Raw genomic sequence first — 15,218 nt, 5'->3', positions numbered from 1 at the left:
TAGGAGGATTCAGCGTGAGCGAAGTCGATATCATGGCCCTCAATGCCGCCATTAAGCAGGAAAGCCAATTCATCGAAAAAATGATGGCCGAAATCAACAAAGTTGTCGTTGGGCAAAAAGAAATGGTGGAGGGCATCATGATGGGGCTTCTCACCGGAGGACACATCTTGTTAGAAGGTGTTCCTGGTTTGGCGAAGACTCTGACAATTGCCACAGTTTCTAAATCCATCTCTCTGGATTTCCAACGTATTCAATTCACGCCGGATCTTTTGCCGACGGACTTGATTGGTACGATGATCTTTAATCCAAAATCGGGGGAGTTTGCTCCTCGTAAAGGTCCGATCTTCACAAACATCGTTCTTGCCGATGAGATCAACCGTGCGCCAGCGAAAGTGCAATCAGCCCTTCTTGAAGCCATGGCAGAAAAACAAGTGACGATCGGTGAAGAATCTTATCGTTTGTCGAATCCATTCTTGGTTCTAGCGACACAAAATCCCCTTGAGCAAGAAGGAACGTATCCGCTTCCTGAAGCTCAGATGGACCGTTTCATGTTTAAGATCAATGTCGTTTATCCGGCCAAAGGGGAAGAGTTAGAAATCCTCAACCGCATGGGCACGAACGACAAACCGGAAGTGAATGCGGTGATCTCGAAAGAAGATCTTTTGCGCGCTTCACAACGTGCGGATCAAATCTATGTTGATAGCAAAATTAAAAACTACATCGTGGAAATCATCATGGCGTCTCGTAAGCCGGGTGAGTACGGTCTCAGCCGTATCGCAAATCTGATCAACGTTGGTGGTTCACCACGTGCGACGATCAGTTTGTATCGTGCCGCGAAAGCTCATGCGTTCTTGCGTGGTCGTGGTTATGTGACGGCGGAAGACGTCAAGGCCATTGCTTATCACGTGATGAGACATCGTTTGATTCTGACATACGAAGCGGAAGCTGAGAACATCAAGACAGACGACATCATCAAAGAAATCTTGAGCCAAATTGAGGTGCCATAGTGAGTTTACCTCCTGAGGTCTTAAAGAAAGTTAAACTCTTAGAGATCAACACAAGAAAACTTGTGAACAATCTCTTTGCTGGTGAATACCATACGGCCTTTAAAGGCCAAGGGATGACTTTCGCAGATTTCAGGGAGTACGTGCCGGGCGATGACGTGCGCAGCATTTCATGGCCTCTCACGGCACGCACAGGCAAACCTTATATCAAAACTTTTGAAGAAGAGCGTGAACTCACGTTGGTCCTTGCCATTGATGTGAGTGGATCGAGTGATTTCGGAACGGGTCCTTATTTCAAAGGCGAAGTGATGACTCACATGGCAGCCCTTCTGGCGTTTTCTGCTGTGAAAAACAATGACCAAATTGGTTTGTTGCTTTTCAGTGATCAAGTGGAGCACTTCGTTCCTCCAAAAAAGGGACGAGGACACGTGCACCGTCTTTTGCGGGATCTATTTTATTATAAACCGAAAAGCCATCGCACGAAATTGTCGTCAAGCTTCAGTTATCTGCAAGGCATTTTAAAAAAACGCGCGACCGTTTTTATTTTCAGTGATTTTATGGATGAAGGCTTCGATCAAAGTTTGCGTCTTCTGGGACGAAAACATGATGTCGTGGCCTGTGTTGTGAATGATGCCGCGGAATACTCGCTTCCGAAAATGGGAGTGATTGAAGTGCAGGACGCTGAAACCGGAGAGGTTTTAACTGTTGATACGTCCTCACCGACTTTCCGGGCGCAATACGAAGAAGCTGTTCAAAAACGCAAAGAGCAGCGGGATCGTTTGCTTCGCTTGTCACAAGTGGAGCGTGTAGACGTTAGGTCGAGCGAGGATTACGTCAATCCTTTGATCGCCTTTTTTAAGAAGAGAAAGTAATGGCAACGCTTCAGTGTAAAATGGAAATGCCTTCTGTCGAAGGGCTTAAAGAGAACGAACTCACCGTCGGGCGAGAGTTTCTTTTTGTCTGCGATGGGGAGTTTCCTAAAGATCTTGCGTGCGTTAGTCCGGCGCAGCCGGAGTGTAAGCCAGGAAAGTTGCACTTCGTTTTAAAGCCGGAAGAAAAGTATCAAATTCATCTTTTAGGTTTTGAATTTCGTTCAGCGACTCAAGCGGACATTAAAGCAACAGCTTACAAAGCGGGAAATTTTCAGTATCAAGATTTGCAATTGACGGATGGAACACAAACTCTAAGTTTGGGTCCCATTCAGTACATGGTGCAAAGTGTGCTTCCGCCTCCAGAGCCGGGACAGCAACAAGCCAAGCAAGAACCTTTTGGTCCCATCGGGCCTGCATCGCTATCTGTGCCGATGCTCTATTGGGCGATTCTTGCAGGAGTGATCGGATTAATCATTTTATTATGTGTGAGCAAAATCTATCGCGTTGTTCAAAGACGCAATATGCTGGAGCGTTTGAAAGAACATGACTCGGCATTAACACCGCTTGCGCAATTTCATCAAAGCATGCGTCGCTTGCAAAGAACCAATACGGTGTTCTTTGGCGGAGCTGCTAAAAAAGAAGATATCAAACAATGTCTTGAAGAGACTTATCAGATGCTCAAACTATTCCTTACGCGCAGCTACCAAATGCCTGCGATGGAATGGAATGATCGTTTGATTTTAAAAGATCTTAAAAAATACAATCGCAAGGTTTACTTTGAACACGGCGATGAGTTGAAAAAACTTTTAAAAGAATATCATCGCGGCATTCAAGATAAAGACGCAGTAACAGGACAAGATATTTTAAATATCGCAACCCATTGTCGTATTTTGGTTGAGAAAATGGAGAGAGTGTCATGACTTATCATTCTCTCTGGGCTTTTTGGTTTATTCTTCCTTTAGTTTTGATTTTGGCGTGGGTTTTCTGGAATAGAAAAAAGAAAACGCCGACTTTGCAATTTGGTTCTGTGGCTTTGCTCAAGACGGTCACGCCCAGTTTGCGCACACGTTTGATGAGTCTTCCGACATTCTTAAAAGCTTTAGGTTTAGTTATGGCGATCCTAGCTTTAGCTCGTCCGCAGACGATGAATACCAAGATTCGCAAGAACGTGGAAGGTATCGATATCGTTATTTGCCTGGATGTTTCTGACAGTATGTTGATTGAGGATATGAAACCTCTCAACCGTCTTGAAGCTGCTAAAGAGACAATTAAAAAGTTTATCGAAGCCCGTTCCTCGGATCGTATTGGTTTGGTGGTTTTTGCCGGAGAATCCTTCACTTTGGTTCCTCCAACTTTGGATTATCAATTGATCTTGCAACGTGTAGGTGAAATCACCAGTGCTTCCAGTGCAAAAATTAAAGACGGAACGGCATTGGGAGTCTCCATGGCCAACGCCGCGGGCCGGCTGAAAGATTCTCAAGCAAAAAGCCGTGTCATGATCTTTATGACGGACGGGGAAAACAATTCTGGTACCATCGATCCTGAAACCGGTTTGGAAATTGCGAAGGGCTATGGAATTAAAGTTTACTCTATCGGTCTTGGGAAAGACGGTCCGACGAGAATTCCAGTCTATACACGAGATATTTTTGGACAGAAGGTTAAAACCTATCAGCCATTTGAAAGTACTGTAAATGAAGATTTGCTGGGGAGAATGGCTAAAGACACGGGTGGAAAATACTATCGCGCCACCAATGAAGGCGCTTTGCAAAAGATCTTTAATGATATCGACAGCCTTGAGAAGACGAAAATTGACGTGAATAAGTTCACAAACTACACCGAGAAATTTCCGCCTTATCTCGTGATGGGAATCATTTTGTATCTTGTCGGAATTCTTTTAGGAAGATCTTGGTTAAGGAGGGTGCCATAATGTTTCGCTTTGAAAACATAGCAGCCTTCAATTACTTGTGGTTGATTCCAATTATTTTGATTGTTGGATTCTTCTTTGATCGCATGTCTAAAAAACGCATGGAGACCGCAATTGGGTCGCGTCTTTATCCGTTCTTATCAAGCTCCGTATCTAATAAGAAACGAACGATTAAAACTGCTTTGCAAGTTTTGGCGGTCTTTTTCTTTGTGCTTGCCTTAGCTCGTCCCCAAATGGGTGAAAGCCAGCAAGAAGTTAAAAGCGAAGGTGTCGAGATTATTTTCGCTGTGGACGTTTCTGAAAGTATGATGGCTGAAGATGTGAAACCATCACGCTTAGCTCAGGCCAAAGCGGAACTCAGTCGCTTGATTGATCTTATGCCGGGTAATAAAGTCGGTGTCGTCGCCTTTGCGGGATCTGCGGCTTTGCTCTCTCCTCTGACAAATGATCCGGGTGCTATTAAAATGTATTTGGAATCTTTAGAACCAAGCTCTGTTTCTTCCCAAGGAACTAACTTCACGGAAGCTTTAAAAATTTCTAAAGAAGCCTTTGAACGCGGTGGTGTGACAACGGATGAAACTGTCAAAGTCACTCGCGTGATTCTTATTGCTTCGGACGGTGAAGATCATGAACCCGGTGCCTTGGAAGAAGCGAAAAAGATGGCTTCGGAAGGTGTGCGCATTTTCTCTTTGGCTTACGGTACGGAAAAAGGTGGCGCGATTCCAGTCCGTGACGGCATGGGATTCCTTAAAGGTTATAAAAAAGATCGCCAAGGTCAGACGGTTTTAACAACGGTCAAAGGTGATGCCCTCCGAGCGCTGGCTGATGCCGGGAAAGGCAGTTTCTATTTCGCAACCTTCGGCGGTGATCAAACGAAGCACTTAGTTGAAGACATCACGAAGTTAGAAAAGACACAGTTTGATTCCACAGTCGCAACTCAATACGAAGAACGTTTTCAAACTGTTTTAATGATCGGTATCATCATCGCCTTGATTGAATTATTCCTCGGCGAAAGACGCAGAGGCTTCCGTTTCTGGAAAGGCCGTTTTGAGGTACCTCCAGCATGAAGCATCTTATTCTTCCATTAACATTTGCATTTATTCTTGCGGGGTGCGGGCCGGGAAGGCCTCATCTGAAGACGTTGGAGCTTAATCGTGAAGGGAATTCCGCTCTCAAAGGGCAGACTTATCCGGCGGCGATGGAAAAGTATATTGAAGCTCTTCGTTATGATCCTTTCATTGGGCAGCTTCATTTGAATTTGGGTTTGTCATTTGAGGGCCTTCAACAGGCCGAGAAAGCTTTGCAATCTTATAAAGAGGCAGAGGTTCTTGCCGAGAAAGAGAAAAACTTTCCGTTGGTGTTTATGGCGCGCTTTAATCAGGCGCAGCTTTTGGGCAAAGCCAAGAAAGTTGACGAAGCTCTTGCGATTTATCAAAAGGCTTTAGAGATTATTCCTTCCTCTATGGAAGTGAAAACCAACATCGAGCTTTTAACTCAATCGCAGCAAGGCGGCGGTGACGGGCAGAACCAGGATCAAAAAGATCAGCAGGGTCAGCAGAACCAGCAACAGCAGCAACAAGATAATAAAGATCAAAAAGACAAAGATAAAAAAGATGAGCCCAAAGAGGGGCCTAAGCAACAGTCTCCAAAATACAAACCTCGTCCTTTCCAAGGAAAAGAACTTTCTGAAGGTGACGTGAAAAAAATCTTAGGGGAGCTGAAGCAACAAGAGGAAAAGATCCGTGCGGAGTACAACCGCAAGGAAGTCAAGGAGCAGCCTCGTGACAAAGACTGGTAATTTTCTGTTTTTTCTTAGTTTTCTATTCTGTGGCTTCTTTGCGCATGCCGCTGGAACCACGGTTCAATCTTCCGTAGATCGCAATGAAATGGGAGTGGGGGATACTTTTACTCTCACAGTTTCCGTGGTCTCTTCTGATGATGTGAATATTCAAGATCCGCGCATTCCAGATCTCGACGGTTTTGATTTGCTCAATAGCTGGCAATCAACGGCGGTGGCGCAAAAGTTGGTGAATACGTCGCAGGGAATGCAGTTTGAGACACAAAGACGCAAAGAGTTCCACTATATGTTTAATGCCAAACGCGCGGGTACTTTGAGCATGTCTTCGTTTGAAGTGGTCGTGAATGGCAAAGTCTTTCGCACTCAGCCTATTGTGATCAAAGTCGGCGGTCAGGGAAGTGGGGCTTTGCCAAAACGCCCTTCGCAAATGCCGGGAATGCCTGGCTCTGACGATCCATTTGAAGCTATGGATCAAGCTGAGGAAGAAATTTTCAATCAGCTTTTAAGACAGCGCCAAAGATTGTTGCAACAGCAGATGGGCCAAGTTCCAGACGAAAATTATCCCTCGGGGGCGGCGGGTCTTCCAGAAGCGGCATTTAGAAGTTTGCCGACAAATCCCAATGAAGCTTTCTTTATTTCTGTCGAAGTGGATAAGACCGAAGTTTACGAAGGTGAGCAAGTGACCGTGAACTGGTACATATACACTCGCGGCCAGATGGAAACATTGGATCGTCTGAAATTCCCAAGTCTTAAAGGATTTTGGAAAGAAATTATCGAGGAAGTTCCTTCGATTCAATTCTCGGAGGAAGTCGTCAACGGCATTCCTTGGAAAAAAGCGTTGCTGGCGTCTCACGCCTTATTTCCGATCAAACCGGGGACGGCGGTTATTGACGAATATAAAATCAAATCTCGTGTGCGCCTCCAAGCGCAAGGCATGGGTGGATTTTACGGACGTCCTTATGAATACACAAAAAGTTCATCTCGCGTAGATATCAAAGTAAAACCTCTTCCGGTGGAAGGTCGTCCTTCTGATTTCACAGGAGCTGTTGGTCAATTTGACATTCATGCGAGCGTCGAGAATCAGACAGTTCCGGTGAATCAACCCGTGAGCCTTAAAGTGCGCTTCGAAGGGGCAGGAAATGCGAAACTGATTGATTTGCCAGTTTTGAATCTGCCAGTCGGTTTAGAACAATACGATACCAAATCAGAATCGAAGTTCTTTAAAAATGGCCGAAGTTATAAAGAATTCGAAGTGCTTGTGATTCCTCGTCAAGAAGGCGACATCACGATCCCAGCATTGAGTGTGAGTATGTTTGATCCTCAGGCAAAGAAATACTACACCAAATCCACTCAACCCATCAGCTTAAAGATTGTAAATAATCCGAATGCGCCAGTAGGGTCTTCTTCAAGAATGGCTGATAACGGAAAAGCGGCTGCAAAACCTGTGGTTGTTGAAAACAAACTTCCTGATCCAATCATGGCGTGGGAACCAGCGACTGAAGCCAGCGTTCTTTATCGTCCTTGGTTGTGGGCCGTTATCTATGGCGGTATCAGCTTAGGTCTTCTCGTAAAAACACAAAGAGAGTTTGGCTGGGGACGTCGCCGTCGCACATTAAAAGAACTTGCACAGAAACGTTACAAACGCGTTGATGCGGCTTTGAGTAAATCAGACTACCGCAAAGTGGGTGTCGAGATGACAAACATCTTCTACATGGTGCTAGGTGAAGTGGCGGGCGAAGGGGGAGCTTCTCAAGAAATCGAAAGACTTCTTGCTTTGATGCCACCAAGTTTACGTCGTGATTATGGTGATGAGATCGCAAAAACTTTTGAAATCTTCCAGACGATGAGCTTTGCGCCTGAAGAAATGTTGGGATCTTTAAAAGAAACCTCAACGATGAAAACGAATGTTGAGCGAGGGAAAAAAGTTGTTGGAGCTGTGATCTCCGCCGTAGAAACGAAATAATTAAAAAGGGGCTTTGAAAGCCCCTTTTTTCATGTGACTCAACAGTTCTCCCAAGACTTAAAGTGGGCAGAAATACCGAAAATTCCTAACAAGCGTATAATAACGTTTTATAAGAGGCCTTTTTAAGAGGAGGTACTTGTTATGAACAAAGATTTTTCTCATTATCACAGACCCGAGCAATCCCAAATCAAACATGATCTGACGCCGCTTCAATACGAAGTAACTCAGATGAACGGAACGGAAAGACCTTTCAGAAATAAATATTGGGACAATAAAGAAGAGGGAATTTACGTAGACGTTGTCTCTGGCGAACCTCTTTTTAGCTCAAAAGATAAATATGATTCCGGAACGGGGTGGCCGAGCTTTACTCGTCCTTTAGAAACACAAAACATCACAACGAAAGCTGATTGGGTGCTAGCAACACCGCGAACAGAAGTGCGCAGCAAGTTAGGTGAGTGTCACTTAGGACATGTTTTTGACGATGGCCCCGGCCCTGATGGAAAAAGATATTGCATGAACTCTGCAGCTCTTCGCTTTATTCCCGTCAAGGATTTAGAAAAAGAAGGTTATGGCGAATACTTATCTTTATTTGAAAAAGATAAAAAAGATGGGTCGGAGGCTGGTGCTCCGGGTTATTAATTAGCAGCAAGGCGCATTCTCAGTGAGTTTTCGTTTTCCAAAAGATTCGGCAAAAGAGTTGGCTTTGTCGTGGGAAATTTTTAAGTTTCCGTCTCTTAAAACAGGGAGAAACTTATGCGTCTTATTTTTGTCGCTCTGACTTTAGTATTTTCAACTTCCGCTTTTGCAAAGGACAACTGCCAAAAGTATTTTGCTTACGATCGTTACATGCAGGCGATCAAAACCGTGGCGCAACACACTCAATACGGTCTTGAAGAACTTTGCACTCTTTCGACAATTTGGGATATCGAAGCGCAACCTTCACGCGTGATCACTCCCAAAGGCGACGTAATTCCTCACGTGCGTGTTCAACTCCACAGGGAATACGATAGCTGCCTTTACATGGTTCGCGACGCTGATCAAGTTATCACATCCAGCCGTTGCTACTCCGGTTGGTAATCGTTAAGCACTTTCAAGTATTACATTGTACTTGAACCCCGCTGCATATAGTGAATCTCTCAGAGCTATCATGATTAATGTTGGCTCTGAGTAGCCTAGTTTTTTTGCAATTTTTGCGGCACGGGCCGGAGTCGGAATTCGGCGTCCTTTTTCGAGGTCACAAAGACTTTGAACGGACATACCTAGTTTTTTTGCAAATTGTTTTTGGCTCATTTCATCACTTACGCGCCATGCCCATAAAAACTCCGCAACACTGAGGCGGCCAAATTTCTTCTCTATTCTTGTAATAGCGTCAGATTTTTTAATAGTCATGTTTGTGAACCTCCAATAGTTCAATGAAGACTCTGTCTTCAATAATACGATAAATGAGTCGATATCCCTTATTTAGGCGAATGGACCGCTGGCCATATCTGTCACCTCGAAGGGGTTCATCATGGTAGCCTGGTAGCTTCGCTACATCATGAATGCCACGGTATTCGACCTCCATAACCCAGTACTTGGCTTTGATTTGTATGTAATAAGGCACTTTTTTAAGTTGCTTCTGGTAAAGCCTAGAATACAAAACCCGAGTCACAAAGCTCTCTTCAATTAATACGTCAATTTGACGTATTTTTCAATAGGTATAACGAGGAGCGCTCATTCAAGGATTGAGCCGAGGATTAAGTCTCAATAGATTGTATTTTGTACCTTGCTAAGGATCAGGAATCGGACCCTAAGAATTCTTTAATAAAGTGTGGGACCTCTTGTGAAGCGGGTCCTACGAAGTGCCGATCAAAGGCCGGTGAAATCTCTGTGTCTTTGAGATTGATTTCTATTTTCTGCGCCTTCCAGGCTAGTCTTACAAAACCCGCTGCTGGATACACGTTGCCGCTGGTTCCGATGGAAATAAAGTAGTCGGCCTTATCAAGGGCCTCATAGATCTCTTCCATGTGATGGGGCATCTCGCCAAACCATACAATGTCGGGCCTGACTCCACCCTTTCGCCCACAATGTAGGCAGGGTTCATCGATAGCCAGGTCTTTGTTCCACTCAAAATGTTCATCGCAATAAAGGCAGAAAACGCGGTCCAAGCGACCGTGCATGTGCAAAAGATTTTGCGAGCCTGCGCGTCGGTGAAGGTTGTCGACATTCTGAGTGACGAGGAGGAAGTTTCCCTCCCACTGTCTTTCAAGTTCGGCCAAAGCCAAGTGAGCCGCATTAGGTTGTATTTGAGGGTCTTTCAGTTGAGCACGTCTCATGTTGTAGAAGCGTTGAACTAGGACGGGGTCTCGAGCAAAAGCTTCAGGAGTGGCGACATCTTCAATGCGATGTTCCTCCCAAAGTCCGTCTTGATCGCGAAATGTGCGAATCCCGCTCTCAGCCGAGATTCCAGCCCCGGTCAGGATAACGATGTTCTTAAAAAGCCTTAAGTCCATTATGCCTCGCGCAACGCAGTGGAATCGTTGAGCTTTCAACTGATTTTCATTAGGATGGGGCGTTCTTCAAAGAAAGGCAATTACAATGGCTTCTAAAATCGAAACTTCACCTGAAATGGTGCAGAACGTATACAAGAAAACAGCTGAAAGATTGGCTGTCGTTCGCAATCGTTTGAACCGCCCTTTGACATTGGCGGAAAAAATCTTGTTTGGTCACTTGGATGATCCACAAAATCAAGAATTAGTTCGTGGCGAAAGCTTCCTCCTTTTGAGACCAGACCGTGTAGCGATGCAAGATGCAACAGCACAAATGGCTTTGTTGCAATTCATGCTTGCAGGAAAAGATGAAGCTGCGGTTCCTTCAACAGTTCACTGTGACCACTTGATCCAAGCCTACAAAGGTAAAGACGTGGACATGACTGTGTCTAACACAGCTAACAAAGAAGTTTTCGACTTCTTGGCGACAACGTCTTCTCGTTACAACATCGGCTTCTGGAAACCAGGCGCTGGTATCATTCACCAAGTCATCCTTGAAAACTACGCCTTCCCAGGTGGATTGATGATCGGTACAGACTCTCACACTCCGAATGCGGGTGGTTTGGGTATGTGTGCCGTGGGTGTTGGTGGATCTGACGCTTCTGACGTGATGGTTGGACTTCCTTGGGAAGTTAAAAATCCAAAATTGATCGGTGTTCACTTGAAAGGAAAACTTTCCGGTTGGGCTTCTGCAAAAGACGTGATCTTAAAACTTTGCGGAATGCTAACTGTAAAGGGCGGAACGGATAAAATCGTTGAGTACTTCGGTGAAGGAACTTCTTCGATCTCTTGCACAGGTAAAGCGACTATCACAAACATGGGTGCTGAGCTTGGTGCGACTTGCTCTGTATTCCCGTACGACGAGCGCATGGGCGCATACTTGAAATCAACAGGCCGTGATGAGCTTTCTAAAATTGCTGATGGTCACAAAGACATCTTGTCTGCGGATGCTGACGTTGTTGCAAATCCAGGTAAATACTTCGACGAAGTTTACGAAATTGATTTGTCAGCTCTTGAACCACACCTTGTAGGTCCTCACTCTCCAGATATCGCTCGTCCGATCTCTGCGTTGAAAAAAGAAGCGGCTGAAAAAGGTTACACAATCAAAATTTCTTCTGCACTTATCGGTTCTTGCACGAACTCTTCTTACGAAGATATCGGCCGTGCGGCCTTCGTCGCAAAACAAGCGATGGATATCGGTGTGAAGATGAACCAACCATTCCTTGTGTCTCCGGGGTCTACACAAATCCAAAAGACAATCGAACGCGATGGTCAAATGGCGACATTCAACGAAGTGGGTGCAACTGTTCTTGCGAATGCTTGCGGTCCTTGTATCGGTCAATGGCGTCGTGATGACGTGAAGTCTGGCGAGAAGAACACGATCGTGACTTCTTTCAATCGTAACTTCCGTGCACGTAACGATGCGAACCCAGAAACTTTGGCGTTCATCGGTTCACCTGAAATCGTAATGGCGTTGGGGCTTGCAGGTCGTTTGGACTTCAACCCGGCAACAGACGAACTTGAAGGACCAAAAGGCAAAGTGAAGTTGCAAGCTCCCGTAGCTCCAGAACTTCCTGCAAAAGGTTTCATTCCTGATACAGAAGGTTACCAAAAACCAGCAGGTGCTCAGGCACAAGTAGCCGTGAGCCCGACTTCGGAGCGTCTACAACTTCTTTCTCCATTCACTAAATGGGATGGTAAGGACTTCGTTGATAACCTCGTGCTTGCAAAAGCAAAAGGCAAATGTACGACAGACCATATCTCTCCGGGCGGTAAATGGTTGAACTACCGTGGTCACTTGGACAACATCTCTAACAACATGTTGCTCGGTGCAGATAACGCCTTCACAGGTGAAATTGGTAAAGGTAAAAACCTTTTGAGTGGTCAAGGTGGAATTGAGTTTGCTCAAGTAGCTCGTCAATACCAAAAAGCTCATCGCGGATGGGTGATCATCGGTGATGAAAACTACGGTGAAGGTTCTTCTCGTGAGCACGCGGCAATGTCTCCAAGATTCTTGGGTGGTACAGCGGTGATCACAAAATCTTTCGCTCGTATCCATGAAACAAACTTGAAAAAACAAGGCGTGCTCGCTTTGACTTTCGCGAATCCAAAAGATTACGACAAGATCCAAGAAGCAGACCTAGTAAGCCTTGTTGATTTGAAAGATCTAGCTCCTGGCAAACCAGTGAAAATGATCGTGAAGCACCAAGACGGCACGTCTGAAACTATCGAGTTGAAACACACTTACAACGCAGAACAATTGAAATGGTTCCGCGCGGGAAGTGCGTTGAACTTGATCCGCGGTCTATAATCGGCGGACGCCGGCAGAGCCGAAGCGCCTGTGGCGCGTAGGCTGAAGCAGTATTTAAAAAGCCTCAGGGGAAATCCTGGGGCTTTTTCTTTTTCTCGGATTGAGACAGGTTGAAGAGCGAGTCGAGGGGAGCTGTGGAGATGAGACGGTCTCAGTTTCAAGAGGAATATGTTCGGTTGAAACCAGTTTATGGTCTTCGTTCTTAATATGTTTTCACGTAAATCCGATAAGCTTACGACTTTTAAAGGTGAACCATGGCTTTGCAACTCTCATTCAGTATCAGCGACAAATGCACGACCATTCTGCTTAAAGGCAGTTTGAATGAGTACTCGTCGGCGTTGGATGGGGTTGAGGTGAATCCTCACTTTGATTTGAATATCGACCTGAAAGATCTAAAAGGGATTAACTCTTTGGGGATTCGCAACTTTCACGGGTGGATTCACAAAATCAAATGTCAGCGTTTGCGCCTTTTCTATTGCCCAAGACCCTTCATCAATCAAATGAATCTTGTTGAAGGCTTCTTGCCGGATAAAACGGAAATCGAAAGTTTCTTTGTCCCATATTATTCCGAAAGAACCGGAGAAGATGCGATGGTGCTCTTCACGAAGTATTTGGAATACCGGAAAACAGATGATCAGGTTCATTTAAGCATCCCTGAGACGTTGGATTCCCAGGGAGTTAAAATGGAGCTGGATGTTTTCAAAGACCAGTACTTCCGTTTCTTGGACAAGTACTACTAACTATTTACATTTAGAAATCACGGATTCATTCACATCGTCACCGCTGTCGCCAATAGCGCTGAGGATAAGAATGTCATCGTTTTTACTCTTCCAGTTTTTCCAAAGATCAGATTGCTCCGAGAGGAAGTTGTTCAAAAAGCCATCTTCTTCATCGTCGGCGAATAACTCGGTGTGATTTTTAAATTTATATCCCCAGAGGTTCATCTGATCGGAATAAGCCACGTCCGTCAGACTTGAAGCCACTCTGGGCACATCATGGGGATTGCCTTTGTAGCAAGTTGCAAAGCCATTGATGGAGTTTGCCGCCGGGATCAATTCTGAATCGCGCATCACATATTCATAATCTTTGCCGAGAGCAGCCAAAGATTTCTCGATGAGTTGATCTAAGGCTTCAAACTTTTTATATCCATCTTCGCCAGTGGAAACTTCCATGTATAAAGGGATGAGGGGAGCGCCGACAGCTTTCAATTTTTTATTGATTTCAATGGCAGGAACCGGATCACGGTCGCCTTCGATGTAAACAGGAATTCTTAAAGTCGCAGTAGCAAAAACATGAGAGCTAAAAAGCAGAGTCGTAAGAGCCAAGATCATTTTTTTCATTTATCACCTTCAGGGTTCAGTTCTTTGAATGCGTTTGGTATAGCCAGTGCCCGTCAGGATGTGAAATGAATGGATATTTAAATTATATTCTATAAATGAATATTAAAAACGAGGGCGAAGACCCCTTATTTTTGATCTGGAACCACGGGGATGAGAGTGAGGTTGTATTTTTCACAAATGGAGGCGAGTTCTTTAGACTGAAAAAGATTTTGTAAGTGAGCTTGCATTTTTTCAAAGCGCTGTTGAGAGATGCTTTTTTTAGAAAAGATAAGACTGTAACCCACATCTTCACCCAGGCTTTTCACCTCGATCATACGGCTGCGATTCTTTTTTATCCAAGCATTGGCCACGTCGCGATTGACATAGGTGAGGGCGTATTTCTTGGTGTTCGCCTTTCGCAAAGAAACATCGGTATTTACTTCGGGATGGATTTTAATTTTGCGATCAGCATACTCTTGCGCTTTCAGAAGACTTACTTCCGTGAGTGACGGTGACATGACTCCGACACCGAGTCCTTTAAGATCATCATAAGTTTTGATTTTGTTAACATACTCTGGGGCGCCAAAAAAAGCGTAGCGAGTGGCGAAAATTTTTTCGCTGAAATAATAAACGCTATGTCGTTGTGGAGACTCCGCCAAGGGGCAACCGATATCAGCATCTCCATCTTTCAACATCGTCAGAAATTTGCGAAAAGGTGCGAGCTTAAATTTGCAGTGAATTTTCTCCATTTGGCAGAGTTTTTGGATGATCTCATAACAGGCGCCTTGAATTCCCTCTGAGCCGGATTTGAAGTAATAGGGCTCAAAGTCATGGCCAATCACGACATAGGCGTTGGCACTTATTGAAACAAGCAAGGCAAATAGGAAAGCGACCATGCCTCTAGCATAACCGATGCGGACATGATCTTTGATGAACCCCGTTTACTTCTTGTAGAAAAACACCCCGACAAGAAGTCTTTACAGAAGATTTGTGAAAAATTTCGGACCTATTGTGAGCCAGATATAGAAAGCAATGGAGTTGAACAAAATGGCCCATAAGAGTCTGTTGCGACTTTTCGCGCTCAATGGCACTTCGGTGCGTAAGACGCGATAACCCAAGACCATCGAATAAAAATTGCAGATCAACGGAATAAAAACACAACCCAAGATGGCATTCCAAAGTGCCTTTTTCGCAAGGGCTTGAGTATCATCACTCGATGTCTCAGGCGCAACTTGCAGACGAGGACGCTCTCGGCTTTCCAAAGTTTGCGAAGCATCCATGTATTCGTGTTCAGGAATTTCCAAAGTGAGTTTGCCCAAAAGATTGCCCAAGTGCGGAGCTACACTTCTTGTCTGTTCATCACGCACACGAGGATGAAAGCCTTGGGATTCCAGAAAAGATTTAATGACCTGCGCCTCGCCAATGTCGGCGCAATCCATTAAAAATACGAAGCCGGAGTTTTCTCTGTTCATTCCTAAATCTTCGTCCATTGAAGACTG

17 protein-coding genes are annotated in these 15,218 nt (G+C 44.9%); 11 read left to right on the top strand and 6 right to left on the bottom strand.

The annotated features are described in order from the left end of the window. Positions 1–14: 14 nt before the first annotated feature. From ACL934_RS14005 to ACL934_RS13965, 9 genes are all read left to right on the top strand, one after another. The gene (locus tag ACL934_RS14005) at positions 15–1,007 is read left to right on the top strand and encodes an AAA family ATPase (RefSeq protein WP_374074430.1); all 993 of its coding nucleotides are present in this window, start codon (positions 15–17) and stop codon (positions 1,005–1,007) included. Then, positions 1,007–1,876, top strand: coding sequence for a DUF58 domain-containing protein (locus ACL934_RS14000; RefSeq protein ID WP_374074429.1), 870 nt, complete (start codon positions 1,007–1,009; stop codon positions 1,874–1,876). Before ACL934_RS14005 ends, ACL934_RS14000 begins: the two co-directional genes overlap by 1 nt. Then, positions 1,876–2,796, top strand: coding sequence for a hypothetical protein (locus ACL934_RS13995; protein WP_413612490.1), 921 nt, complete (start codon positions 1,876–1,878; stop codon positions 2,794–2,796). The genes ACL934_RS14000 and ACL934_RS13995 overlap by 1 nt, the downstream gene beginning before the upstream one ends. Further along, complete coding sequence (locus ACL934_RS13990) at positions 2,793–3,803, top strand: vWA domain-containing protein (RefSeq protein WP_413612489.1); 1,011 nt, start codon at positions 2,793–2,795, stop codon at positions 3,801–3,803. The genes ACL934_RS13995 and ACL934_RS13990 overlap by 4 nt, the downstream gene beginning before the upstream one ends. After that, on the top strand, positions 3,803–4,867 hold the full coding sequence (locus ACL934_RS13985; RefSeq protein WP_374074423.1) for a vWA domain-containing protein: 1,065 nt from the start codon (positions 3,803–3,805) through the stop codon (positions 4,865–4,867). Before ACL934_RS13990 ends, ACL934_RS13985 begins: the two co-directional genes overlap by 1 nt. Next, complete coding sequence (locus tag ACL934_RS13980; RefSeq protein WP_413612488.1) at positions 4,864–5,598, top strand: tetratricopeptide repeat protein; 735 nt, start codon at positions 4,864–4,866, stop codon at positions 5,596–5,598. The genes ACL934_RS13985 and ACL934_RS13980 overlap by 4 nt, the downstream gene beginning before the upstream one ends. Next, a complete protein-coding gene (locus tag ACL934_RS13975; protein ID WP_413612487.1) occupies positions 5,582–7,561 on the top strand; it encodes a BatD family protein in 1,980 nt (659 codons plus the stop codon). Before ACL934_RS13980 ends, ACL934_RS13975 begins: the two co-directional genes overlap by 17 nt. 141 nt (positions 7,562–7,702) lie before the next feature. Then, positions 7,703–8,200, top strand: coding sequence for a peptide-methionine (R)-S-oxide reductase MsrB (msrB, locus tag ACL934_RS13970; RefSeq protein ID WP_413612486.1), 498 nt, complete (start codon positions 7,703–7,705; stop codon positions 8,198–8,200). Between the two features lie 114 nt (positions 8,201–8,314). Then, a complete protein-coding gene (locus ACL934_RS13965) occupies positions 8,315–8,638 on the top strand; it encodes a hypothetical protein (RefSeq protein WP_413612485.1) in 324 nt (107 codons plus the stop codon). 3 nt (positions 8,639–8,641) lie between these two features. Here ACL934_RS13965 and ACL934_RS13960 read toward each other — a convergent pair whose 3' ends face one another. The 3 genes from ACL934_RS13960 to cobB form a co-directional block, all read right to left on the bottom strand. Further along, entirely contained in the window at positions 8,642–8,950 is a 309-nt protein-coding gene (locus ACL934_RS13960) for a helix-turn-helix domain-containing protein (protein WP_374074414.1), read from the bottom strand. Then, a complete protein-coding gene (locus ACL934_RS13955) occupies positions 8,940–9,164 on the bottom strand; it encodes a type II toxin-antitoxin system mRNA interferase toxin, RelE/StbE family (protein WP_413613497.1) in 225 nt (74 codons plus the stop codon). Before ACL934_RS13955 ends, ACL934_RS13960 begins: the two co-directional genes overlap by 11 nt. A gap of 172 nt (positions 9,165–9,336) precedes the next feature. Further along, positions 9,337–10,053 carry a Sir2 family NAD+-dependent deacetylase gene (cobB, locus tag ACL934_RS13950; protein ID WP_413612484.1) on the bottom strand — a complete coding sequence of 239 codons (717 nt, stop codon included), beginning with the start codon at positions 10,051–10,053 and terminating at the stop codon, positions 9,337–9,339. A gap of 85 nt (positions 10,054–10,138) precedes the next feature. Between cobB and ACL934_RS13945 the strand changes: the two genes are divergently transcribed. Continuing rightward, positions 10,139–12,400, top strand: coding sequence for an aconitate hydratase (locus ACL934_RS13945; RefSeq protein ID WP_374074408.1), 2,262 nt, complete (start codon positions 10,139–10,141; stop codon positions 12,398–12,400). A 254-nt stretch (positions 12,401–12,654) separates the two neighbouring features. Then, entirely contained in the window at positions 12,655–13,140 is a 486-nt protein-coding gene (locus tag ACL934_RS13940) for a hypothetical protein (RefSeq protein ID WP_374074406.1), read from the top strand. Here ACL934_RS13940 and ACL934_RS13935 read toward each other — a convergent pair whose 3' ends face one another. The 3 genes from ACL934_RS13935 to ACL934_RS13925 form a co-directional block, all read right to left on the bottom strand. Continuing rightward, the gene (locus tag ACL934_RS13935; protein WP_413612483.1) at positions 13,141–13,740 is read right to left on the bottom strand and encodes a hypothetical protein; all 600 of its coding nucleotides are present in this window, start codon (positions 13,738–13,740) and stop codon (positions 13,141–13,143) included. It lies immediately after the preceding gene. A 125-nt stretch (positions 13,741–13,865) separates the two neighbouring features. Beyond that, positions 13,866–14,615: a substrate-binding periplasmic protein gene (locus ACL934_RS13930; RefSeq protein ID WP_413612482.1), complete on the bottom strand. Its 750-nt coding sequence runs from the start codon at positions 14,613–14,615 to the stop codon at positions 13,866–13,868. 81 nt (positions 14,616–14,696) lie between these two features. Continuing rightward, on the bottom strand, positions 14,697–15,191 hold the full coding sequence (locus ACL934_RS13925) for a hypothetical protein (RefSeq protein ID WP_413612481.1): 495 nt from the start codon (positions 15,189–15,191) through the stop codon (positions 14,697–14,699). Between the last annotated feature and the right edge of the window lie 27 nt (positions 15,192–15,218).

It is taken from the genome of Bdellovibrio sp. HCB-110 (genome assembly GCF_047323225.1).
Taxonomy (GTDB): Bacteria; Bdellovibrionota; Bdellovibrionia; order Bdellovibrionales; family Bdellovibrionaceae; genus Bdellovibrio.
Note: the sequence above shows the minus strand (reverse complement) of the source record. Positions and strands in the feature narration are given on the sequence as shown.